Source organism: Streptomyces sp. WAC04114 (assembly GCF_019733245.1).
Classification (GTDB): Bacteria; Actinomycetota; Actinomycetes; order Streptomycetales; family Streptomycetaceae; genus Streptomyces; species Streptomyces massasporeus_A.
In genome coordinates this window covers 1-22,506 of the sequence record NZ_JAIGQA010000019.1, presented here as the reverse complement: position 1 = coordinate 22,506, position 22,506 = coordinate 1, and the positions used below count along the sequence as shown (strand labels likewise).

Genomic DNA, 22,506 nt, shown 5'->3' with positions numbered 1-22,506 from the left:
GTTCCCGAGGGGCGGTCACCTGCGGCTTCGTGGGACTACTCGTTGGCGGCCCGGGGGCGCTCCCCGTCCTCGTACTGGTCGAAAAGCGGGGTGCGGCCGCGCTCGCGGGCCCGTCGGGCGGAGGCCGCCCGGCGGGCGTCGGTGCGCCCGTCGCCGTCGTCCGTGTCCGGGGTGGAGGGGTCCGGCTCGCCCGGGTGGTGATCCACGGCGGGCTCGTTCTCCGCGTTCGGGGCGACCGTGCTCGACCGGGCCGCGCTCCAGGTGTCGGGGGCGCCGAGGTCCACGTCGCTGGTGGCCCGCGGGGCGACCGGGGCCGTCACGTACGTCGGCAGGGGCACCGGCACCGGCTCCCAGCTGTCGCCGCCCTGCCCGGGGCGCCGCTGCCGCTCGCGCTGCTGGTCGACCCACTCGGCGTGGTCGGTCTGCTCGACGAGGGCGCGCCGGTCCGCCGCGAGGGCCGACAGGCCGGGGTCGGTCACCGGCTCGGGTCCCTCCTCCGGTTCGTCGTTCTCGTCGGCGGCCAGGGCGCGCCGGCGGGGCTGGCGCTGCCGTTCCCGCAGGCGCTGGGCCGCGACCTCGGCCATGCGGCGGTCCATCTGGTAGGCGAAGCGGCGGCGCTCCTGGGAGCGCAGGTAGGCGATGTAGACGCTGAGCATGACCGCGGGCACGCCGGGGGCCCAGAGGAACGCGAGGCCGCCGACCGCCGCGACGATCGCGCCGAGGGTGAAGGCGAGGAACAGCATGGTGGTGGTGCGCCGGCGGCGTGCGAGCACCTTCGAGCGCCGGGCTCGTGCTGCGGCCGCCTCGTTCGCCTGCGCCGATGCGGTGCGCCGGGCGGCCGGTACCCGTTCCCGGGGTCGGCCGGAACCGGCCGCGTTCGGTGCGGGCGACGGTACGGGTGCCTGGGTCTGCGGGCGGGTCTTGGACACGGCGAAGGCCCGGACGTCCACCGAGTCGGTGACGGCGTCCAGGTCGTCGGCGTCCTGCTCCCCCTCGTCGGTGGAGCGCGCCCGCAGGTCCTTGGCGTACCGGCGCTCCATTCCCGCCCGTCCGGACAGCAGCCGGATGGCGGTGCTGAAGCGTTCCGTCGGACGGGCCTCGTTCAGCTCGTCCTGCCTACGGAGCCACATCGGCACCAAGTAGGCGGCCCAGGCCCCGACAATGACTGCGTAGATGAGGCCGCTGCTGCTCACGCTCACACCGTAGAGGGGTTTGCGTGAGGCCATCTGCCAATTGAGTCGGTGTGTCGCACGATCTGGCTGATATTTCGAACTTTTCTTGTGACCGATGCGATCAGCAGACCGCCCAGGCCGGGAATTCATTGCCCTGAGACGGTCACCGGCCGATCAATTTCGAACACTTATTCAATTTCCGGGGTGGTGCCGCATTCCCGGATTACTCTGCGATCGCGCCCGGTGCCAGCGCCTGAGCAACCCGTCCGGGACCTCTTCCGCCGTGAGGGCGAAGACGAGATGGTCGCGCCAGGCCCCGTCGATGTGGAGATAACGCGGCCGCAGTCCCTCCTCGCGGAATCCGAGTTTTTCCACGACCCGGCGGCTGGGCCCGTTCTCCGGGCGAATGCAGACCTCGATGCGGTGCAGTCCGACGGTGCGGAAACAGTGGTCCGTGACCAGTGCCACCGCCGTCGGCATGACGCCGCGTCCCGCCACCGACTCGTCGACCCAGTAACCGACGTGACCCGAGCACATCGAGCCCCAGGTGATGCCGGCGACCGTCAACTGCCCGACCAGCCGCCCCTGGTACTCGATGACGAAGGGCAGCATCCGGCCCGCGTTCGCCTCCGACCGCAGGTGGCGGACCATCTGGCGGAAGGTCGGGCGGTGCGTCATCGGCCCGCCGGGCGTGGGCGGCGGGATCGTCGCCTCCCAGGGGCGCAGCCAGTCGCGGTTGCGCCGGTTGACCTCGCGCCATGCCCGCTGGTCGCGCAGCCTTATCGGCCGAAGGACGATGTCGCCGTCCACCAGCTCCACGGGCCAGGAGGGGCTGTTCAGCTCGCACCCCCGCCGGCGGGTCTGGGGTGGTCGCCGCCCCGGAGCTGCTCGACGGCGTGCACGAGCAGCGGCTCCAGCACGGCGAGGCCGTCCTTCACGCCGCCGCTGGAGCCGGGCAGATTGACGATCAGCGTGCCGCCGGCCACTCCGGCCAGGCCCCGGGAGAGCGCCGCGGTCGGCACCTTGTCCCGGCCGAACGCCCGGATGGCCTCGGCGATGCCCGGCACCTCGTGGTCGATCACGCGGCGGGTCGCCTCGGGGGTGCGGTCGGTGGGCGAGATGCCGGTGCCGCCGGTGGTGACGATGACGTCGTAACCGACGTCGACACCGGCGCGCAGGGCCGCCTCGACGGGGTCGCCGTCGGGGACGACCTGGGGGCCGTCGACCTCGAAGCCGAAGCCCTTCAGGCCATGGGCGATCATCGGGCCGCCCTTGTCCTCGTAGATCCCGGCGGCGGCCCGGTTGGAGGCCGTGACCACCAGAGCGCGATACGTCATGCCCGGCTCCAGTCGCCCGACTTGCCGCCCGTCTTCTCCTCCACCCGTACGTCCGTGATGACCGCTCCCTTGTCGACCGCCTTGACCATGTCGATCACGGTGAGCGCGGCGACGGAGACCGCGGTGAGGGCCTCCATCTCGACGCCCGTGCGGTCCGTCGTCTTCACGGTGGCCAGGATCTCCACGGCGTCGTCCGCGACCGACAGGTCCAGTTTCACACCGGACACCGACAACGGGTGGCAGAGCGGGATCAGGTCGGGGGTGCGTTTGGCGCCCATGATCCCCGCGATCCGCGCGGTCGCGAGGGCGTCGCCCTTGGGGACGCCCTCGCCGCGCAGCAGTTCGATCACGCGGGGCGAGACGAGGACGCGTCCGCTGGCGCGTGCGGTGCGCGCGGTCACGTCCTTCTCCGACACGTCGACCATACGGGCGGCGCCCGCCTCGTCGATGTGCGTCAGCCGGTCCGGCGTACGGCCGTCCGGCGGGGATGGGTCCTGCGTGCTCATGCTGTGTGGCGCTCCCGGTCCGGGCCCGTCGCGGTGCGGCGCACGGGCCTGTTGTGCGCGACACGGTACCCCCAACCAGCGGCTATCGGCCGAGCAGGACCACCTCGACCTCGGTGCCGGGCTCGACGGACACGGTGTCCTCGGGGACGGCGATCAGGGCGTCCGCGTGGGCGAGGGCGGCGACCAGGTGGGATCCGGCGCCGCCGACCGGGGTGACCTTGCCGTCGGCGTACGTGCCGCGCAGGAACTGGCGGCGGCCCTTCGGGGAGGTCAGCGCCTTGTCGGCGGTCAGCGTCGCCCGGATCGTGGGGCGGTGGACGTCCCGCAGGCCCATGAGGGTGCGGATCGCGGGGCGGACGAACAGCTCGAAGGAGACGTACGACGACACCGGGTTGCCGGGCAGGGCCAGCAGCGGGGTGTGGTCGGGGCCGATGGAGCCGAAGCCCTGGGGCTTGCCGGGCTGCATGGCGAGCTTGCGGAAGTCGATGCCGCTGCCGGGCTCGTCCTCGTCGCCGACGTGCGACAGCGCCTCCTTGACCACGTCGTACGCGCCCACGCTCACCCCGCCCGTGGTGACCATCAGGTCGGCGCGGACCAGCTGGTCCTCGATGGTGGAGCGCAGGGTCTCCGCGTCGTCGGCGACGGCGCCCACGCGGTAGGCGATGGCGCCGGCGTCACGCGCGGCGGCGGTGAGGGCGAAGCTGTTGGAGTCGTAGATCTGACCGGTGGCCAGTTCCGTGTCCGGCTGGACGAGTTCGCTGCCGGTGGAGACCACCACCACGCGCGGGCGCGGGCGGACCCGGACGGTGCCGCGGCCGATCGCGGCGAGCAGGGCGATCTGCGGCGGGCCGAGGACGGTGCCGGCCTCCAGGGCGCGGTCGCCGGCCCGCACGTCGCTGCCCTTGGCGCGCACGTGCGCGCGTGCCTCGGCGGGGCGGTACACCTGCACGTGCCCGGTGGCGCCCTCGGGTCCGAGGCTGCGGGCGGGCATGCCGCGCACCGGGCCCTCGCCGAGCCCGCCGTCGGTCCACTCGACGGGCACGACCGTCTCGGCGCCGGGCGGCAGGGGGGCGCCGGTCATGATGCGGGCGGCCTGGCCGGGGCCCACGTGGAGCAGTTCGGCCTGGCCGGCGGCGACGTCCCCGACGACCTCCAGGGCCGCCGGGAACTCCTCGCTCGCGCCCGCGACGTCCGCGACCCGTACCGCGTAGCCGTCCATCGAGCTGTTGTCGAAGGGCGGCAGGGACACCGGGACCGTGATGTCCTCGACGAGGACGCAGCCCTGGGCGTCGAGCAGATGCAGCTCGATGGGTTCCAGGGGCCGGACGGTGGCGAGGATGTCCTCCAGGTGCTCGTCCACCGACCAGAGGTGGTCGGGGCCGAAGTGGTCCTGGCCGGTGACGTGGGGCGCGGCGCTGCTCAACGTGCTACATCTCCTCGGCTACGTAACTGCGAAGCCAGGTCCGGAAGTCCGGGCCCAGGTCTTCACGTTCGCATGCGAGTCGGACAATGGCACGCAGGTAGTCGCCGCGGTCGCCGGTGTCATAGCGGCGGCCCTTGAAGACGACGCCGTGCACGGGGCCGCCGATCTTTTCGTCCTCGGCGAGCTGCTGGAGGGCGTCGGTGAGCTGGATCTCGCCGCCGCGGCCGGGCTCGGTCCGGCGGAGTATGTCGAAGATGTGGGGGTCGAGGACGTAGCGGCCGATGATGGCGTAGTTGGAGGGCGCGTCGGCCGGGTCGGGCTTCTCGACCAGGCCGCTGATCTGCACGACGTCGCTGTCCTCGGTGGTCTCCACGGCCGCGCAGCCGTAGAGGTGGATCTGCTCGGGGGCGACCTCCATGAGCGCGATGACGCTTCCGCCGCGCTGCTCCTGGACCTCGACCATGCGCTGCAGCAGCGGGTCGCGGGGGTCGATGAGGTCGTCGCCGAGGAGGACCGCGAAGGGCTCCTCGCCCACGTGCGGGGCGGCGCACAGGACGGCGTGGCCGAGGCCCTTGGGGTCGCCCTGGCGGACGTAGTGCATGGTCGCGAGGTCGCTGGACTCCTGCACCTTGGCGAGACGGCCGGCGTCGCCCTTCTTCTGCAGGGCCGACTCCAGCTCGTAGTTGCGGTCGAAGTGGTCCTCGAGGGGGCGCTTGTTGCGGCCCGTCACCATGAGGACGTCGTCGAGACCCGCGGCGACCGCCTCTTCGACCACGTACTGGATCGCGGGCTTGTCCACGACCGGCAGCATCTCCTTGGGAGTGGCTTTGGTGGCCGGCAGGAACCGGGTGCCGAGGCCTGCTGCGGGAATGACAGCCTTGCTGATCCGAGGGTGCTGAGTCATGTCCGCCACCCTATCCGGTGCCTTTGGATGGAATCTGCGGCTCCGGTTCATAGGCGCTCATATGAGCGTATTGCCATAGTTCGGGAGCAACCATTGAGGCCTATCGCACGTCCGGGCGAGCCTGACAAGCGGAGTTTGCGGCGCGAGATCCTCGCGGTGAGGAACAGGTTGACGGCGGATGACCTGCGGGAAACGTCGGCCGCGCTGGCCGGGCGGGCGCTGGAGCTGCCCGAGTTGGGACAGGCCGGGACGGTGGCGGCGTACGTCTCGGTGGGGAGTGAACCCGGCACGCGCGCGCTCCTGGACGCGCTGCACGCCCGGGGCGTGCGCGTGCTGCTGCCGGCCCTGCTGCCCGACAACGACCTGGACTGGGGGCCGTACGAGGGCGAGGGCTCCCTGGCGCGGGTGCAACACGGCGGCAGGATGGCCCTCTTCGAACCCGCGGGCGAGCGCCTCGGACCGGACGCCGTGACCACCGCCGACGCGGTGCTGCTGCCGGGGCTCGCGGTGGACGCGCGCGGGATGCGGCTCGGGCGGGGCGGCGGCTCGTACGACCGGGTCCTGGCGCGGCTGGAGCAGGCGGCCGCTCATCCCGCCCTGGTGGTGCTGCTGTACGACTCCGAGGTCGTCGGGCACGTCCCGGAGGAGCCGCACGACCGGCCGGTGCACGCGGTGGTGACACCGTCGGGTGTACGGCGGTTCAGCCGGGAGCCGTGACGCGAAACGGCCCTCCACGCGCGTGTGGAGGGCCGTTCGTCCTACGGGTGTCAGCGACTCACGGTTTGAGCACCAGCTTGTCGCTCGTGCTCTTCTCGACCGCCTGGTCCGAGAAGGCCCAGGGCAGCAGCTCGCCGTCGGCCCACTTCTCGGTCTGGTCGACGTAGTGGGCGCTGTAGGCGTGCCCGGAGGCACCGGAGAGGTTGATCCACTTCGACTTGTCGAGGTCGCCGAGGTTCACCACCATCCGCATGGACGGCACCCACACCACCCCGTAGCCACCGGCCGCGTTCCAGCCGGTCGCGTTGACCGTGGCCTCGCCACCACCCAGCTCCCAGGGGCCGCGGTTGAGGGCGTACTGGATGAAACCGGGGCCCGCGGTGCCGAGGGTCTGGTTCTTCAGGAACAGGCGGTGCAGCCGGCCCCAGCTCCAGGAGTCGATGTCCTTGCCGAGCTTCGCGGTCAGCTCCCAGCGGGCGTCGATCATGGCTCGCTTGAACAGCTGGTCGCGGTCGTGTGCGGCGGGGCGGGTGCCCACCTTGGGGGTGCTCCACCACTCGCTGTCCGGCTGGTCCATCAGCTTGCGGACCACCTCGAACCACCGGTCACCGCCGTCCGGCTGCGCCCGGTCGGGGTCGCGCTGGCCGCACTCGCGGACCTTCTCGGCCTCGTCGGCGGGGCCGGTGGTGTTGACCGGCTCGACCCACAGGCACTGGCCCCTGGGACGCAGCTCCTTGGGCAGCTTGTTGCCGAAGGCGAGCTTGAGGACGTTGCGCCACACCGCGTTGAAGTAGGCCGCCGCGGCGGAGTCGGCGTCCTGGGTGTAGTCCCAGCCCTCCAGGAGCTTCTGCGCCTCGCGGACGTCCTTGTTCTCCGGGTCGATCTTCAGCAGCGTGGGCACCAGCAGCCGGGCGACCTCGCTGCTGTTGTCCAGCTGCATCTGGCGCATGTCGTCCGTGGAGATCTTGCCGCCGTCCTTGATCTTCGACTGGATCAGGTCGGTGATCCGCTGGCTGCGCGCGCCGTAGCCCCAGTCCGCGGTGAGCGTGTACGGGTACGTGTCCGGGTCGATCACGGCCTGGTTGGCGGTGACGATGTAGCCGCGCTCCGGGTCGTACTCGTAGGGCAGCGCGTCCTGCGGGACGTATCCGGTCCAGCGGTACTCGGGGTCCCAGCCGGGCGCCGGGATGGAGCCGTTGTCGCTCTTCTCGCGCAGGGGGATCCTCCCCGGCAGCGTGTAGCCGATGTGGTTCTCGTTGTCGGCGTAGATCAGGTTCTGCGAGGGCACCTCGAACTGCGAGGCGGCCTTGCGGAAGTCGGTCCAGTTCTTCGCCTTGTCCATGGCGAAGACGGCGTCCATGGTGGTGCCGGGCTGCAGGGCGGTCCAGCGCAGTGCGACGCCGTAGCCGTCCCCTCGGTCGGGCGCGGCGGTGTCGACCGCGGCCTTCTTGCCGACCTTGACGAGCTCCTCGTCGCGGTCGGACAGCAGGGGGCCGTTGTTGGTCTCCCGGACGACGATCTTCTTGGGTGAGCCGCCGGCGACCTTGATGGTCTCCTCGCGCGTCTCGAAGGGCTTGACCTTGCCGTCGTACAGGTAGCCGTCGCCGGTGATCTTCTCCAGGTAGAGGTCGGTGACGTCGACGCCGGAGTTGGTCATGCCCCAGGCGATGTCCTGGTTGTGACCGATTATCACGCCCGGCATACCGGCGAAGGTGTAGCCGCTGACGTCGTACTGGCACGTGCTGGAGACGCTGCGGCAGTGCAGGCCCATCTGGTACCAGACGGACGGCAGGGACGGCGACAGGTGCGGGTCGTTGGCCAGCAGCGGCTTGCCGGTGATGGTGTGCTCCCCGCCGACGACCCAGGAGTTGGAGCCGATGCCGTCGCCGTTCACGCCGACGGCCGGCGGGAGGTCGTCCAGGACCCGGGTCAGGCCGCCGAGCTGGCTGTCCAGGCCCGCGGTGCCCGAGGCGGTGCCGCCCGTGCCGCCCGTGCCGGACGCACCGGAGGCGGTGCCGCTCGTGCCGGAGGCGCCGGAGCCGCCGGACGCCGTGCCGGTGGAGGTGCCGCCGGTTCCGTTCGCCCCGGAGGTGCCGTTCGTGCCGGACGAGCCGTTCGTGCCGCCCTGCTGGAACGCCCCCGCCAGTTCGCTGTACTGGCCCTCCTGGACGATCGCCTTGTTCCGGCCATACGGGTACTGCGGGTACAGGTCGGCGATCTGCTTCGGGCCTAGGCGGCTGGTGAGCAGGGCGCGGTCGATCTCGTCCTGCATGTTGCCGCGCAGGTCCCAGGCCATCGCCTTCAGCCAGGAGATCGAGTCGACCGGGGTCCACTCCTGCGGCTTGTAGTCGTTGGTGAAGCCCAGTGCCGCGTACTCCAGGGAGATGTCCTCGCCGTCCTTGCCCTGGAGGTAGGAGTTGACACCCTCGGCGTAGGCCTGGAGGTACTTCTTCGTGGTGGCCGACAGCTTGGTGTCGTACTCCTGCTTGGCGACCCGGTCCCAGCCGAGGGTGCGCAGGAACTCGTCGTTGTCGACCTGGCTCTTGCCGAACATCTCCGACAGCCGCCCGGAGGCCATGTGGCGGCGGACGTCCATCTCGTAGAACCGGTCCTGCGCCTGGACGTAACCCTGCGCCATGAACAGGTCCGCGTCGGAGGAGGCGTATATCTGCGGGATGCCGTAGGTGTCGCGTTTGACCTCGACGGGACCCGAGAGGCCCTTCAGCGTGAGGGTGCCCTCGGTCTGCGGGAAGGAGGCCCGGACGGTACTGATGGACCAGTACGACCCGTAGGCCACGCCTCCGATGAGGGCCAGCACCAGGACGAGCACGATAAGTCGGGCTTTGCGCCCCTTTCTCCTGCCGGACTTGCCGGGCTGCTGACCCGTGGAGGCGGTGGTGTTGGGGGGCATCGCTGTCCTTGCTGTCCTAACGCGAGCGGCAGGTTCGGCTGTGCTTTTAACTGAGCGCTGGAGCAACGATAGGCGCAGGGCCCTGCGCCCCTTGACGCGGAGTCGGGAAGCGGCACGGACTGACGTTCGATCTTGCCCCCGGAAGCGTCAAGAAATCGTCAAGAGTTAGGTAAGGTAACGAAGTAGTTGGCGCGGTGCGCCACAGCTTCATGTGCGATGTACGTGAGCCCACGCGCGCGTGCGTGCGGGCCAGGGAAGGATTCGGCCGCTGACTGTTCACCAGCTCAACCAGCTCCTGCTCATCTGCTCGCTCGTCCTGCTCGTCGCCGTCGCGGCAGTACGGATCTCCTCGCGAAGCGGGCTCCCAAGCCTGCTCGTGTACCTGGGGATCGGCGTCGCCATGGGCCAGGACGGCGTGGGCGACATCCACTTCGACAACGCCGAGCTGACCCAGGTCATCGGATACGCGGCCCTGGTCGTGATCCTGGCCGAGGGTGGTCTGGGCACGAAGTGGAAGGAGATCAAGCCGGTCCTGCCCGCCGCCACGACACTGGCACTGGCCGGTGTCGCGGTGAGCGTCGGGGTGACGGCCTCGGCCGCGCACTATCTGATCGGGCTGGAATGGCGCCAGGCGCTCATCATCGGAGCGGTCGTCTCCTCGACCGACGCGGCGGCCGTGTTCTCCGTGCTGCGCAAGATCCCCCTGCCCGCGCGCGTGACGGGCATGCTGGAGGCGGAGTCCGGCTTCAACGACGCCCCCGTGGTCATCCTCGTGGTCTCCCTGTCCACGGCGGGGCCGGTCGAGCACTGGTACACGCTGCTGGGCGTGATCCTGCTGGAGCTGGCCATCGGCGCGGCCATCGGGCTCGCGGTGGGCTGGCTGGGCTCCTGGGGGCTGCGGCACGTGGCGCTGCCCGCCTCCGGCCTGTACCCGATCGCCGTTATGGCGATCGCCGTGGTGGCGTACGCGGCGGGCGCGCTGGCCCACGGCAGCGGCTTCCTCGCGGTGTACCTCGCCGCGATGGTGATGGGCAACGCGCGACTGCCGCACTGGCCGGCCACGCGCGGGTTCGCCGACGGGCTCGGCTGGATGGCCCAGATCGGCATGTTCGTCCTGCTCGGCCTGCTGGTCACGCCGCACGAGCTGGGTGACGACATCGTGCCCGCGCTGGTCATCGGGCTGGTGCTGACCATGGTGGCGCGACCGCTCAGCGTGGTGCTCTGCCTGACACCGTTCCGCGTGCCCTGGCAGGAGCAGGCCCTGATGTCCTGGGCGGGACTGCGCGGAGCCGTGCCCATCATCCTCGCGACCATCCCCATGGTGGAGGGCGTCGACTCCACCCGCCGGATCTTCAACATCGTCTTCGTACTGGTCGTCGTGTACACCCTGGTCCAGGGGCCGACGCTGCCCTGGCTGGGCCGCAAGCTGCACCTCGGCGACGGGTCGGAGGCCGCCGACCTCGGCATCGAGTCGGCACCGCTGGAGCGGCTGCGCGGGCACCTGCTGTCCGTGGCGATCCCCGGCGAGTCGAAGATGCACGGCGTGGAGGTGGCCGAGCTGCGGCTGCCGCACGGCGCGGCCGTGACGCTCATCGTGCGCGGGGGCGAATCGTTCGTCCCGCTGCCGACGACGATCCTGCAACGGGGGGACGAGCTCCTGGTGGTCGCCACGGATCCCGTCCGGGACGCGACCGAGAGCCGGCTGCGGGCCGTGGGACACGGCGGCAAACTGGCCGGCTGGCTGGGGACGGACGGGTCGGGGCGATGAGGCCGGTCCGGGCGATGAGGCCGGACGGGGCGAGCCGATGAGGGGGAGTTTGCACCCTTTGAAATTCTGAGGGTGGACCGGCCCGTGGTGCTCACTTTCACAGGCACGCACCCCTTGATCCCTGTACGATGAAGGCGTTACCCAGATCGAACCAACTCTGCCTGACGCAGAGCTGGCGCGACCGTATGGCGGTCGGGACACCCCTCCTCACCGGGCCCCGGCATCTACCGCAGTTCCGCGCAAGAGGACAGCTCTCGGCGCCGCCCGCTACGGGGCCGCGCTACCAGGCGGCAGAAAGGCACGGGCCGTGGCGTCCACGGTCACCTCGAAGGCGTCGGAGAACCCGACGGCTTCCGCCCGCCCGGGATACGGCCGGCTGCTGCGCACCCGCGGCACCTGGACGTTCCTGCTCCCCGGCTTCGCGGCACGTCAGCCGTTCGCGATGCTGACCATCTCCATCGTGCTGCTGGTGCAGCACACCACCGGCTCGTACGGAGCGGCGGGCGCCGCCGCGGCCGTCACCGGTGTGTCCATGGCGCTGTTCGCGCCGTACAGCGGCCGCCTCGCCGACCGCTACGGGCAGCGCGCCGTGCTGATCCCCGGCGTGCTGCTGCACGCCCTGTCCGGGCTGACGCTCACCGCGCTCGCGCTGCTGGACGCGCCCCTGTGGGCGGTGTTCGTGGCGGCCGTCCCGACCGGCGCCTCGGTGCCGCAGGTCGGCCCGATGGTGCGGGCCCGCTGGGGCGTGAAGCTCAAGGACTCCCCGCTGATGACCACCGCCGCGGCCTTCGAGTCCGTCACGGACGAGCTGACCTTCGTGGTCGGCCCGTTGCTGGCCACCGCCCTGTGCACGGCCGTCGACCCGGCCGCCGGACTGGTCACGGAGGCCTCGCTGACCCTGATCGGCGGCCTGCTGTTCGCCGCGCAGAAGAGCACGCAGCCCTCCGTCGCCACCGACGGGCACGCGCGCGTGGAGCACGCTTCGGCCCTGCGCGTCCCCGGGGTGCGCGTGCTGATCGTGACCTTCCTGGGCATCGGCACCGTCTTCGGCGGCATGCAGGTCTCGCTGGCCGCGTTCACCGAGTCGATCGGCGAACCGGGCCTGAACGGCGTCCTCTACGGCGTCTTCGCCGCGGGCAACATGCTCTCCGGCGTGGTCTGCGGCGCGATCGCATGGAAGGCGGCCCCGCAGCGGCGCCTGGTCGTCGGCTACACGGCACTCGCCCTGACCGCGTCGGGCCTGTGGGCCGCCCACTCGGTGCTGGTCCTCGCCGGCCTCGGCCTGCTGGTCGGCATGTGCATCGCGCCCGCCCTGATCACCGGCTACACCCTGGTCGACAGCCTGGTCCCGGCCGGTGCCCGCACCGAGGCCTTCACCTGGCTGACCGGAGCCGTGGCACTCGGCCAGGCCGCCGCCGTCACGGCCGCCGGGCAGCTGGAGGACCGCTTCTGGTCGGGCGCCGGGTTCCTGGTCCCGATGGGCGGCACGGTGCTCGCCCTGGCGACCCTCCTGGCCCTGCGCTCCCGGCTGGTGCTGCGGGGCAACGGCCGGACGGTCGCACGTGGCGTGGGTCACCGCGTGCCGGTGGCAGTGGACTGAGCGGCCGGAATACGTCACTATGGATCGTCGTTAGCACTCATCGAGTGAGAGTGCCAGGAGGAAGACAGTGCCGACCTACCAGTACCAGTGCACCGAGTGCGGCGAAGGCCTCGAGGCGGTGCAGAAGTTCACCGACGACGCCCTCACCGAGTGCCCCAGCTGCCAGGGCCGCCTGAAGAAGGTGTTCTCTGCGGTCGGCATCGTCTTCAAGGGCTCCGGCTTCTACCGGAACGACAGCCGCGGCTCCTCGTCGAGCAGCTCCCCGGCCGCGAAGTCGTCGAGCACCTCGTCCTCAGGCTCGTCGTCCTCCGACTCCGGCTCGTCGAGCTCCGGCTCGAGCGCGTCGTCGAGCACCAGCAGCTCCTCCAGCAGCACCACCGCCGCGTAAGGCCTGATTCTTACGGGACCCTGTCACCTTCGGGCGACGGGGTCCTCGGCGTTTCCGCGTGCGGTTAGGGTGCGGGCATGGCGAACAAGGCGAACGTGACGGACCAGGCAGGCGCCGGGATCGGCGTCATCGGCGGCTCGGGGTTCTACTCCTTCCTCGACGACGTGACCGAGATCCAGGTCGACACCCCGTACGGGCCGCCGAGCGACTCCCTCTTCCTCGGTCAGGTCGCCGGCCGGCGGGTCGCCTTCCTGCCGCGGCACGGGCGGGGCCACCACCTGCCGCCGCACCGGATCAACTACCGGGCCAACCTGTGGGCGCTGCGCTCGGTCGGCGTGCGGCAGGTCCTCGCCCCCTGCGCCGTGGGCGGTCTGCGCCCCGAGTACGGGCCGGGCACGCTGCTGGTACCGGACCAGCTGGTCGACCGCACGAAGTCCCGCGCCGGCAGCTACTTCGACGGGCAGCCGCTGCCGGACGGCTCCGTGCCGAACGTGGTGCACGTGTCGCTTGCCGACCCCTACTGCCCGTCCGGGCGGGCCGTCGCGCTGAAGGCGGCGCGGGGCCGGGACTGGGAGCCGGTGGACGGCGGCACGCTGGTCGTCGTCGAGGGGCCGCGCTTCTCGACTCGTGCGGAATCGTTGTGGCACCAGGCGCAGGGCTGGTCGGTGGTGGGCATGACCGGCCACCCCGAGGCAGCGCTCGCCCGTGAGCTGGAGCTCTGCTACACGTCCATGACCCTGGTCACCGACCTCGACGCGGGTGCCGAGACGGGCGAGGGGGTCTCGCACGACGAGGTGCTGCGGGTGTTCGCGGCGAACGTGGACCGGCTGCGGGGGGTGCTGTTCGACGCGGTGGCCGGGCTGCCCGGGGAGGACGAGCGGGGCTGTCTGTGTGCGAGTGCGCTGGGTGGGATGGATCCGGGGTTCGTACTGCCGTGACCGGCAGTCCCCGGCCTCTGGAGGAGGGCGGAACTTGCCGTTCGGGTGAGGGAGTTGTCCACAGGCCGGCGGTGGGTCCACAGGGCTGAGCGGGCGGCGTCGGGAAGCCTCATCGTGGGGAGCGCAAGCCGGTCCCTCGTCGCAGGTGGTGGTCTCCGTGTCCCTCGCTCGTTCCCCGGTCGTCCCGTCGTCGCCCTCCTGGTCGCTCGCCTCGGGCCCACCCGGGGCCGAGGTGCCCGCGACGCGTGAGGTGCCCCGGTTCGATCCGGTCCGGGTGCGCGGCGGTCACCGGTCCGGCCGGCTCGTGCGGCACCGGCGGCGGGCCGTGGCCGTCGGACTCGCCGTCACCGCGACGGCACTCGTGGCGGCGGGCCCGCGTGATACCGACGGGGCCCGTGGCCATCCGCGGGCCCGGCCTCCCGCGCACACGGCCTCCCTGTCCGGGGAGCAGTCCGCCCACCCGCGCCGCACCGCCGGGTCGGTAACGGCCCCGGTCCGGATCTCCGACGCGGCCACGGTGCGGCTGCTGCGGCCCGGGGACCGGGTCGACGTCATCGCCGCTGCTGCCGCGGAGGGGGCTCTGCCGGGCGGCGACGCCCGCGTGGTCGCGCGTGGAGCCAGGGTGACGAAGGTGCCCGAGCCGGTGGCCGACGGGAGCGACAGTGGGGCACTGGTCGTGCTGTCCGTGCCCCGGGCCACCGCCGCCCGGCTGGCCGGCGCGAGTGCCACGGGGCGGCTGGCGGTGACGCTGTGGTGATGCTGTGCGTGTTCCGGTCATGGCCCTCGTTCGAGGGACCCGAGTCCTCGGGTCGGCCCAGGTGTGACGTAGGTTGCGGAGCGTTTTGTTCCACAAGCTGCTCGTACGAGGAGAGGCCCCGAGGTGAGCGAGAACAAGGAACCGAGCGTCTGGCAGGGCTTCAAGACCTTCCTGATGCGCGGGAACGTCGTCGACCTGGCGGTGGCGGTGGTGATCGGTGCCGCCTTCACCAACATCGTCAACGCCGTGGTGAAGGGCATCATCAACCCGGTCGTCGGTGCCATCGGGACCAAGAACCTCGACCACTACAGCTCGTGCCTGAGCTCGACCTGCCAGGGCGAGCAGGGCATCCAGATCCTGTGGGGTTCCGTTCTCGGCGCCGCCCTCAGCTTCGTGATCACCGCGGCGGTCGTCTACTTCCTGATGGTCCTGCCCATGGCGAAGTACCTGGCCCGGGTGGAAGCGCGCCGGAAGGCGAAGGAGAGCACGCAGGAGGTCCTCGAAGTCACCGAGCTGGAGGTGCTGAAGGAGATCCGGGACGCCCTGGTGGCCCAGCGCGGCTCGGGGCACGACCGGCAGTAGCGGCGTCCCGGGCGGTCCAAGGGGCCCGGGCGGTTCAGGGGTGCCGGGCGGTTCAGGGGGCCCGGGCGGTTCAGGGGTCCCGAGCCCTTCAGAGGTGGTGGGGCGGCTTCTCGTCCAGGAAGCGCTTGAGGTCCGCCGCACTGCCGCCGGAGTCGGTGCGCTCGCCCCAGCCGCGGTCGGTGTCGTCGGAGGACTGCTGGTCGAGCGGGTCGTCGAAGACCAGCGCGGGCTTCGGCTCGCGCGGCTCGGGGCCGGGGACGGTACTCATGCAACCAGGGTACGGTCGCGGAGAAATTCCCCGCGCCTTCTGTTGTGCTGGGACCCATGACGTCCAGCCCCACTCCCCCGCCCGTCCCCTCCGGCGCGCCCGGCGACCGGGGCCCCCTGCGCAGGCTCCGGGCCCGTGGCCGCGACGAGGCGCACCGGACGGCCTCGCCGCTGGAGCTCTTCTTCGACCTGTGCTTCGTCGTGGCCGTCGCCCAGGCGGGCATCGAGCTGGTGCACTCGGTCGCCGAGGGGCACGCGGGCCAGGGGATCCTCGACTACGCGATGGTCTTCTTCGCCCTGTGGTGGGCGTGGATGAACTTCACCTGGTTCGCCTCGGCGTACGACAACGACGACGTGCTCTACCGGGTCGTGACGCTGGTGCAGATCGCAGGTGTGCTGGTCCTCGCGGCAGGGGTCTCGCGGGCGTTCGAGGAGCACGACTACCTCGTGGTCTGGCTGGGCTACGCGATCATGCGGGTGGCCATGTCGGCGCAGTGGCTGCGGGCGGCCCGCTCCGCCGAGGGCCCGGAGCGGACGACGGCCCTGCGCTACGCCGGCGGCGTGCTGGCGTGTCAGGTCGGCTGGCTGGGGCTGCTGTTCCTGCCCGAGGGGGCCCGCCCCTGGTGGTTCCTGGTGATGGCACTGCTGGAGATGTGCGTGCCGCCCTTCGCGGAGAGAGGGCACAGCACGTCCTGGCACCCCCGCCACATCGCCGAGCGGTACGGGCTGTTCACCATCATCGTGCTCGGCGAGACGATCGCGGCGGCCACGGTCGCGGTGAAGTCCGGCATCGACGAGAACGACGCGCTGGGCGAGCTCCTCCCCATCGCGGCGGGCGGGCTGCTGATCATCTTCGCCGCGTGGTGGATCTACTTCGTGGTGCCGATCCACGGCCATCTGCGCTCCAACCGGCAGGCGTTCCTCTGGGGCTACGGCCACTACCTGGTGCTCGCGTCGGCGGCGGCGATCGGGGCCGGGCTGGAGGTGGCGGTGGAGGAGACGGTCGGCAAGGCGCACATCTCCACGCTGGCGGCGTCTGCGGCCGTGACCCTGCCGACGGCCCTGTACCTGCTCACGGTGTGGGCCCTGCACTCGCGCCACTTCAAACGGGGCATCACCCAGCAGCTGGTGCTGCCGATGACGGCCCTGCTGGTGATCTTCTGCACGTTCCTGGGGCACTGGGCGGTGTTCGCGGCGGGCGTGGTCTGCGCGCTGTCGGTGGTGGCCGGAGAGACACTGGCGGCCACGCACCCGAGGTGACTTCCACGAACGCCCACGCCGCCGGCCGCACGCCCGAGGTGATTTCCACGAACGCCCACGCCGCCGGCCGCACGCCCAAGGTGATTTCCACGAACGCCCAGGGGCTGATCCCCACGCGCGTCGACGGCTGACGCGGCGCCCACCGGCTCGACGCATCGACCGGCTCTGGCTCTGCATGCCCGTCGGGGCCGACGACCTGGACGAGACTGTGGGTCATGACAGTTGACGCACTGACGGATGTCTCCGGCCTGCGGGTGGGGCACGCGACCCGCACCGGCGACGGTTGGCTCACCGGCACCACGGTCGTCCTCGCACCGGAGGGCGGGGCCGTGGCCGCCGTGGATGTGCGGGGCGGCGGGCCCGGCACCAAGGAGACGGACGCGCTGGATCCGCGCAACGTGGTGCGGACGGTGGAGGCGGTCGTGCTGACCGGCGGCAGCGCCTACGGGCTCGACGCGGCGTCGGGGGTGATGGCCTGGCTGGAGGAACGAGGGCGCGGCATCCGGGTCGGGGCGGATCCGGCGCATGTCGTGCCGGTGGTGCCCGCGGCCTGCGTCTTCGACCTGGGGCGCGGCGGCGACTTCCGGGCCCGGCCCGACGCGGCGACCGGCCGGGCCGCGGTCGAAGCCGCCGCGGCGAGCGAGCTCGGAGCGCCGGTACCCCAGGGGTGCGTGGGCGCGGGCACCGGAGCGGTGACCGGGGTGGTGAAGGGCGGTGTCGGCAGCGCGAGCACGCTGCTCGGCTCGGGGATCACGGTGGCCGCGCTGGTGGTGGCCAACGCGGCGGGGTCGACGGTGGATCCGGAAACGGGGGTGCTGTACGGGGAGTTGTTCGGAGGCCGGGTGGAGTACCCGGGGGCGGAGGTCCACGCGGCAGCGCAGCGGCGTCTGGCCGAGACGGCAGCGCGGAGCACGCCGCCGCCGCTCAACACCACGCTCGCGGTGGTCGCCACGGACGCGGATCTGTCGAAGGCACAGGCGCAGAAGCTGGCCGGCACGGCGCACGACGGCATCGCCCGGGCGGTGCGGCCGGTGCATCTCCTCAACGACGGGGACACGGTGTTCGCGCTGGCGACGGGCGACCGCGCGCTGGACGCCACGAACCCGCTCGCCCTGAACGAGATCCTGGCGGCGGGCGCGGACATGGTGACGCGGGCGATCGTCCGGGCCGTATGGGCCGCGCGGTCGGTGGACGGTCCGGGCGGGGCGTGGCCGTCGTACGGGGAGTTGTACGCGGGCCGCTGAACAGATCTGGGGCGCACAGCGGATCCACAGCCGGCCGGAATTTGTCGCGGTTCTGTCACGTGACGGCCCTCATGGGGAACGGACGGAACCCGACCGGCTCCCCCGCCCCTCTTCTCGCACGTACTGGAGCGGATCACGCAACATCACACGAACTGGGAGCAGCCCGTGACAACGCCGAACATTTCAGCGCGGCGCACTCTGGGGGCCTGTGCCGCCCTGATGGTCGGCGCCCTGACGCTCACCGCCTGCGGTGGCAGCGCCAACGCCGAGGACGACGAGAAGGGCGGCAAGGGCGGCACCAAGACGTCCGTCGCGGAGATCGCCATCTCGGCCAAGGACGGTTCGACCGGCGCCTCCATCAATTCGACCGGCGTGAAGGTCAGCGACGGGAAGCTGACCGACGTGAAGATGACGGTGGCGGGCAGCGGGCAGACGGTCGCCGGCTCGGTCTCCGGTGACGGCAAGGTCTGGAAGCCGAAGGAGCAGTTGGAGCGCGGCACCAAGTACCAGATATCGGCGACCGCCAAGGACGCGGACGGCCGGACGGCCGCGGCCAACTCCATCTTCACGACGGTGACGACGTCGAACAGCTTCATCGGGACGTACACGCCGGACAACGGCACGACGGTCGGTGTGGGCATGCCGGTGTCGTTCACCTTCGACAAGGCCATCACCGCCCGCAAGGACGTGCAGTCGCACATCACGGTGACCTCCAGCAGCGGGCAGAAGGTCGTCGGGCACTGGTTCAACGGGCAGCGGCTCGACTTCCGGCCGGAGGAGTACTGGAAGGCCGGCTCCAAGGTCACGATGAACATCGACCTGGACGGCGTCGAGGGCGCCGACGGCGTCTACGGGGTGCAGAAGAAGACGGTCACCTTCACAGTGGGCCGTTCGCAGGTCTCCACGGTCGACGTCAACACCCAGACCATGACGGTCGTGCGGGACGGCAAGACCCTCAAGTCGGTCCCGATCTCGGCGGGCAGCCCGGAGCACACCACGTACAACGGGCAGATGGTGATCTCCGAGAAGTTCGTGCAGACCCGGATGAACAGCAGGACGGTCGGTCTCGGCGGCGAGTACGACATCCCGGACGTGCCGCACGCGATGCGTCTGACGACGTCGGGCACCTTCCTCCACGGCAACTACTGGTACAACAAGGGCAACCCGCCCTTCGGCCGCCAGGGCACCAGCCACGGCTGTGTGGGTCTCGCCGACGTCCAGGGCGCCGGGGGCAGCACGTCCGCGAAGTGGTTCTACGACAACTCCCTCATCGGGGACGTGGTGATCGTGAAGAACTCCCCCGACAAGACGGTGGCGCCGGACAACGGGCTCAACGGCTGGAACATGCCGTGGAGCCAGTGGGTCTCGGGCGGCACCGCCTGACTTGCTGAAAGTCCGCCCCTGCCGGGGCTCTTGACCCGACCGACCGGGCCGCGCGGGAACCATTCGCGCGGCCCGCGCGTTTTCCCGGGCACACGTTTTCTCGGTTCCCGGACATGATGTCCGACCGAGGGGCTACGGTATGCACCCACAAGGTGACATGCAGCAACGCCGGGAGATACCTTGAGCGTTCCGTACGAGACGGCAGCGTACGAACCCCACGACTCGCCCGAGTCTCCGGAGGAGCACCTCGCGCGACTCCTCGGCCGCGCCCTGAACTCCTTCGAGCTACCGGACGAGGCGATACGGCGCCTGGACTGCGCGCTGGCGCACGACGGTTCGCTGTACTCCGCGCATCACAGTGCGGGCCTGCACCGGGAGACGTACCGGCACACGTGGCTGCTCGCCGACGGTTCGGCGCTCACCCTGTGGGAGCTCGTCCACAACACCGCGCCCGGCAGCGAGCCGCAGCACGAGGTGTACGTGGACGAGGAGGAACTGCGCGCCGCCACCGCGCGGCTGCCGCTGCCGCCGGACGCCCCGGACTTCGAACTGCCGGTGACGGTGCAGGTGTCCCAGGTCCCGGCGCCCCGGCACGCGTACGCCGCGGAGAACTCCGCGGACCACGCGCGCAGGTTACTGCGCCGGGCGGAGAACACGGACCGGCCGGGCTCGGACACGGCGGACCTGCTGACCACGGCGTCCGGGCACCAGATCACCCAGGCCTTCGGCCGGCCGTGCCGCGCGGGCCGGGCGGGACTGGGCTTCTCTCTCTACGAGCACGCGTTCCTGCTGCGCGACGGCGCGGAGGTCTCCCTCTGGGAGGTCGAGCACACGGCGACGCCGGACGGGCGGCACATGTGCGAGGTGTACATCAGCGAGGACGCGGCGCGCGAGGCGATGGAGCGGCGGGCGGCGCAGCTCTCCTGAGACGGGCCGTATACCTGTCGTGCGGAGCGGCCCTAGAGGTCTCTGTCGCCGAGTTGACGCACCAGCTCGGTGAAGGCGTTTCTCTCCTCGGGGGTCAGTTCCACGGACTCCGACCGGGGGCCCGTCTGCCGCTGTTGCGGGAGGGCGGGGAGAGGGTGGCCTTCGGGCCATCGGGAGACGTGCTCGGGCATGCGCCCCAGTAGACACCACGGCCCGGGACCATGGTCCCGGGCCGTGATTTTCGTGATCTATCTCGCAGGTGGCATGAACGGTTCACACACCCCGAATGGGGCGAACCGCAGTGCCCTTCAGGCCGCTACGGGCTGCTTCGTCCCGGCCGTGCGGACCTCGCCGTCCGCGCCGGAGGCCGCTGCTGCGCCCGGGGCCGGCTTGCGCATGCCCTTCAGGACGACGACCAGGGCCGTCGTGACGCAGACACCGGCGCCGATGGCGACCAGGTAGAGGAACGGGTTGCCGATCAGCGGGACCACGAAGATGCCACCGTGCGGGGCGCGCAGGGTGGCGCCGAAGGCCATCGACAGGGCGCCGGTGACCGCGCCGCCCGCCATCGAGGCCGGGATGACGCGCAGCGGGTCGGCCGCGGCGAACGGGATCGCGCCCTCGGAGATGAAGGAGGCGCCGAGCACCCAGGCGGCCTTGCCGTTCTCACGCTCGGTCTGGGTGAAGAGCTTGCCGCGCACGGTCGTCGCCAGGGCCATGGCCAGCGGCGGGACCATACCGGCCGCCATCACCGCGGCCATGATCTTCATGGCGGAGTCGCTGGGGCTGGCGACCGCGATGCCGGCCGTGGCGAAGGTGTAGGCGACCTTGTTGACGGGGCCGCCGAGGTCGAAGCACATCATCAGGCCGAGGAGGGCGCCGAGCAGGATCGCGTTGCTGCCGGACAGGCCGTTCAGCCAGTCGGTCATGCCCTTCTGGGCCTCGGCGATGGGCTTGCCGATGACGACGAACATCAGGAACCCGACGATCGCCGAGGAGATCAGCGGGATCACCACCACCGGCATGATGCCGCGCAGCGCCGCCGGGACGTGCACCTTCTGGATCGCCATCACCACGCCACCGGCGATCAGACCGGCCGCCAGACCGCCGAGGAAGCCGGCGTTGATGTTGAACGCGATCATGCCGCCGACGAACCCGGGCACGATGCCGGGCCGGTCGGCCATGCCGTAGGCGATGTAGCCGGCCAGGACCGGGACGAGGAAGCCGAAGGCGACACCGCCGATCTGGAAGAACAGGGCCGCCCAGCTGTCCGCCTGCAACCACATGAAGTGGTCCATCACCGACGGGGCCTTGTCGACCTTGTAACCGCCGATCGCGAAGCCGAGGGCGATGAGCAGACCGCCCGCGGCGACGAACGGCACCATGTAACTGACGCCGGACATCAGCCACTTGCGCAGCTTGGTGCCATAGCCTTCGCCGGACTCGCCGGCGCGCTCCACCGGGGTGGCGGGGGCGGATCCGGAGGTGACCTCGCCGCGCGCGGCCTTCTCACGGACCTCGGCGATGAGTTCGGCGGGGCGGTTGATGCCCGCCTTCACGCCGACGTCGACGGTGGGCTTGCCGGCGAAGCGTTCCTTCTCCCGTACGGGGACGTCGTGGGCGAAGATCACGGCGTCCGCCGCCGCGATGACCTCCGGGGCGACCCGGGTGAAACCGGCCGATCCCTGGGGCTCGACGGTGAGTTCGACGCCCGCCTCGCGACCGGCGTTCTCCAGCGACTCGGCCGCCATGTAGGTGTGGGCGATGCCGGTGGGGCAGGAGGTGACGGCGACGATGCGGAACGGGCGCTCCGGGGAGGGCTCTTCGGCGGCGGTGTCGGCCTGGTCGGCGTCGTCGGTGACCGTGGCGGCGGCGGGAGAGGCCGCTCCCGCCGCCGCCACGGTGTTCTCGGGGCCCGCCGGAGCGGGTGTGTCCGGCTCGTCGCCGCGGATCAGGGCCGCGGCGGCGGAGGCGTCGCCCACCGCGCGCAGGGCGTCGGTGAACTCGCTGTTCATCAGCTGCCGGGCCAGCGACGACAGGATCGTCAGATGGGCGTCGTCCGCACCGGCCGGCGCGGCGATCAGGAAGATCAGGTCGGCGGGGCCGTCCGCCGCGCCGAAGTCGATGCCGTCGGCGCTGCGTCCGAAGGCGAGGGTCGGCTCGGTGACGTGCTCGCTGCGGCAGTGCGGGATACCGATGCCGCCGTCGAGGCCGGTCGGCATCTGGGCCTCGCGGGCGGCCACGTCGGCGAGGAAGCCGTCCAGGTCGGTCACCCGGCCCAGGGCCACCATGCGCTCCGCGAGGGCGCGCGCCGCCGCTTCCTTGGTGTCGGCGGACAGGTCGAGGTCGACCAGGTCCGCCGTGATCATGTCGCTCATCGCGGGCTCCTTAGCACGCGTATCGCCCGGTGGGAGGGGTGGGC

Annotated in this window: 21 protein-coding genes; 12 read left to right on the top strand and 9 right to left on the bottom strand. The window is 71.4% G+C overall.

The window, feature by feature from the left end:
* Positions 1-35: 35 nt before the first annotated feature.
* The 6 genes from glpR to galU all read right to left on the bottom strand — a co-directional run bounded on the left by glpR (position 36) and on the right by galU (position 5,342).
* Positions 36-1,193: a gephyrin-like molybdotransferase receptor GlpR gene (gene glpR / locus K4G64_RS08285; protein ID WP_221755378.1), complete on the bottom strand. Its 1,158-nt coding sequence runs from the start codon at positions 1,191-1,193 to the stop codon at positions 36-38.
* Between the two features lie 171 nt (positions 1,194-1,364).
* Positions 1,365-2,012: a GNAT family N-acetyltransferase gene (locus K4G64_RS08280; protein ID WP_221755410.1), complete on the bottom strand. Its 648-nt coding sequence runs from the start codon at positions 2,010-2,012 to the stop codon at positions 1,365-1,367.
* Entirely contained in the window at positions 2,009-2,509 is a 501-nt protein-coding gene (locus tag K4G64_RS08275) for a molybdenum cofactor biosynthesis protein B (RefSeq protein WP_221755377.1), read from the bottom strand. Before K4G64_RS08275 ends, K4G64_RS08280 begins: the two co-directional genes overlap by 4 nt.
* Positions 2,506-3,015, bottom strand: coding sequence for a cyclic pyranopterin monophosphate synthase MoaC (gene moaC, locus K4G64_RS08270; protein WP_190899785.1), 510 nt, complete (start codon positions 3,013-3,015; stop codon positions 2,506-2,508). The genes K4G64_RS08275 and moaC overlap by 4 nt, the downstream gene beginning before the upstream one ends.
* 82 nt (positions 3,016-3,097) lie before the next feature.
* Positions 3,098-4,438 carry a gephyrin-like molybdotransferase Glp gene (gene glp, locus K4G64_RS08265; protein WP_221755376.1) on the bottom strand — a complete coding sequence of 447 codons (1,341 nt, stop codon included), beginning with the start codon at positions 4,436-4,438 and terminating at the stop codon, positions 3,098-3,100.
* 4 nt (positions 4,439-4,442) lie between these two features.
* A complete protein-coding gene (gene galU, locus K4G64_RS08260) occupies positions 4,443-5,342 on the bottom strand; it encodes a UTP--glucose-1-phosphate uridylyltransferase GalU (protein WP_221755375.1) in 900 nt (299 codons plus the stop codon).
* Between the two features lie 168 nt (positions 5,343-5,510).
* On the opposite strand from galU, the gene K4G64_RS08255 reads away from it, so the two are divergent.
* Positions 5,511-6,059, top strand: a complete 549-nt coding sequence (locus K4G64_RS08255) for a 5-formyltetrahydrofolate cyclo-ligase (RefSeq protein WP_374206385.1) — start codon at positions 5,511-5,513, stop codon at positions 6,057-6,059.
* A 58-nt stretch (positions 6,060-6,117) separates the two neighbouring features.
* Here K4G64_RS08255 and K4G64_RS08250 read toward each other — a convergent pair whose 3' ends face one another.
* Positions 6,118-8,970: a penicillin acylase family protein gene (locus tag K4G64_RS08250; protein WP_221755373.1), complete on the bottom strand. Its 2,853-nt coding sequence runs from the start codon at positions 8,968-8,970 to the stop codon at positions 6,118-6,120.
* Positions 8,971-9,208: 238 nt separating this feature from the next.
* Here K4G64_RS08250 and K4G64_RS08245 point away from each other — a divergent pair, with 238 nt between their 5' ends.
* From K4G64_RS08245 to mscL, 6 genes are all read left to right on the top strand, one after another.
* Entirely contained in the window at positions 9,209-10,738 is a 1,530-nt protein-coding gene (locus K4G64_RS08245) for a potassium/proton antiporter (protein ID WP_221755372.1), read from the top strand.
* A 307-nt stretch (positions 10,739-11,045) separates the two neighbouring features.
* Positions 11,046-12,338, top strand: coding sequence for an MFS transporter (locus K4G64_RS08240; protein WP_221755371.1), 1,293 nt, complete (start codon positions 11,046-11,048; stop codon positions 12,336-12,338).
* 67 nt (positions 12,339-12,405) lie between these two features.
* Positions 12,406-12,726, top strand: a complete 321-nt coding sequence (locus tag K4G64_RS08235; protein WP_221755370.1) for an FmdB family zinc ribbon protein — start codon at positions 12,406-12,408, stop codon at positions 12,724-12,726.
* Positions 12,727-12,803: 77 nt separating this feature from the next.
* On the top strand, positions 12,804-13,664 hold the full coding sequence (locus K4G64_RS08230; protein WP_221755369.1) for an S-methyl-5'-thioadenosine phosphorylase: 861 nt from the start codon (positions 12,804-12,806) through the stop codon (positions 13,662-13,664).
* A 157-nt stretch (positions 13,665-13,821) separates the two neighbouring features.
* The gene (locus K4G64_RS08225) at positions 13,822-14,421 is read left to right on the top strand and encodes an RcpC/CpaB family pilus assembly protein (RefSeq protein WP_221755368.1); all 600 of its coding nucleotides are present in this window, start codon (positions 13,822-13,824) and stop codon (positions 14,419-14,421) included.
* Positions 14,422-14,544: 123 nt separating this feature from the next.
* Positions 14,545-15,003, top strand: coding sequence for a large conductance mechanosensitive channel protein MscL (mscL, locus tag K4G64_RS08220; RefSeq protein WP_221755367.1), 459 nt, complete (start codon positions 14,545-14,547; stop codon positions 15,001-15,003).
* 88 nt (positions 15,004-15,091) lie between these two features.
* Here mscL and K4G64_RS08215 read toward each other — a convergent pair whose 3' ends face one another.
* On the bottom strand, positions 15,092-15,271 hold the full coding sequence (locus K4G64_RS08215; RefSeq protein WP_030845027.1) for a hypothetical protein: 180 nt from the start codon (positions 15,269-15,271) through the stop codon (positions 15,092-15,094).
* 56 nt (positions 15,272-15,327) lie between these two features.
* On the opposite strand from K4G64_RS08215, the gene K4G64_RS08210 reads away from it, so the two are divergent.
* The 5 genes from K4G64_RS08210 (at position 15,328) to K4G64_RS08195 (ending at position 20,084) form a co-directional block, all read left to right on the top strand.
* Positions 15,328-16,530: a low temperature requirement protein A gene (locus K4G64_RS08210; RefSeq protein WP_221755366.1), complete on the top strand. Its 1,203-nt coding sequence runs from the start codon at positions 15,328-15,330 to the stop codon at positions 16,528-16,530.
* Complete coding sequence (locus K4G64_RS39935) at positions 16,527-16,661, top strand: hypothetical protein (RefSeq protein ID WP_260460164.1); 135 nt, start codon at positions 16,527-16,529, stop codon at positions 16,659-16,661. Before K4G64_RS08210 ends, K4G64_RS39935 begins: the two co-directional genes overlap by 4 nt.
* 84 nt (positions 16,662-16,745) lie before the next feature.
* On the top strand, positions 16,746-17,774 hold the full coding sequence (locus K4G64_RS08205) for a P1 family peptidase (RefSeq protein ID WP_221755365.1): 1,029 nt from the start codon (positions 16,746-16,748) through the stop codon (positions 17,772-17,774).
* A 165-nt stretch (positions 17,775-17,939) separates the two neighbouring features.
* Positions 17,940-19,157: an Ig-like domain-containing protein gene (locus K4G64_RS08200; protein ID WP_221755364.1), complete on the top strand. Its 1,218-nt coding sequence runs from the start codon at positions 17,940-17,942 to the stop codon at positions 19,155-19,157.
* A 180-nt stretch (positions 19,158-19,337) separates the two neighbouring features.
* A complete protein-coding gene (locus K4G64_RS08195; protein WP_221755363.1) occupies positions 19,338-20,084 on the top strand; it encodes a DUF6227 family protein in 747 nt (248 codons plus the stop codon).
* Positions 20,085-20,392: 308 nt separating this feature from the next.
* Here K4G64_RS08195 and K4G64_RS08190 read toward each other — a convergent pair whose 3' ends face one another.
* Complete coding sequence (locus K4G64_RS08190) at positions 20,393-22,462, bottom strand: fructose-specific PTS transporter subunit EIIC (RefSeq protein ID WP_221755362.1); 2,070 nt, start codon at positions 22,460-22,462, stop codon at positions 20,393-20,395.
* Between the last annotated feature and the right edge of the window lie 44 nt (positions 22,463-22,506).

Bases quoted from the DNA above. Each gene is read 5' to 3' on its own strand.
- K4G64_RS08230 (WP_221755369.1), top strand. From the start codon at position 12,804: ATGGCGAACAAGGCGAACGTGACGGACCAGGCAGGCGCCGGGATCGGC.
- moaC (WP_190899785.1), bottom strand. From the start codon at position 3,015: ATGAGCACGCAGGACCCATCCCCGCCGGACGGCCGTACGCCGGACCGG.
- K4G64_RS08275 (WP_221755377.1), bottom strand. From the start codon at position 2,509: ATGACGTATCGCGCTCTGGTGGTCACGGCCTCCAACCGGGCCGCCGCC.
- K4G64_RS08210 (WP_221755366.1), top strand. From the start codon at position 15,328: ATGACGTCCAGCCCCACTCCCCCGCCCGTCCCCTCCGGCGCGCCCGGC.
- K4G64_RS08190 (WP_221755362.1), bottom strand. From the start codon at position 22,462: ATGAGCGACATGATCACGGCGGACCTGGTCGACCTCGACCTGTCCGCC.
- K4G64_RS08215 (WP_030845027.1), bottom strand. From the start codon at position 15,271: ATGAGTACCGTCCCCGGCCCCGAGCCGCGCGAGCCGAAGCCCGCGCTG.
- K4G64_RS08205 (WP_221755365.1), top strand. From the start codon at position 16,746: ATGACAGTTGACGCACTGACGGATGTCTCCGGCCTGCGGGTGGGGCAC.
- K4G64_RS08250 (WP_221755373.1), bottom strand. From the start codon at position 8,970: ATGCCCCCCAACACCACCGCCTCCACGGGTCAGCAGCCCGGCAAGTCC.
- galU (WP_221755375.1), bottom strand. From the start codon at position 5,342: ATGACTCAGCACCCTCGGATCAGCAAGGCTGTCATTCCCGCAGCAGGC.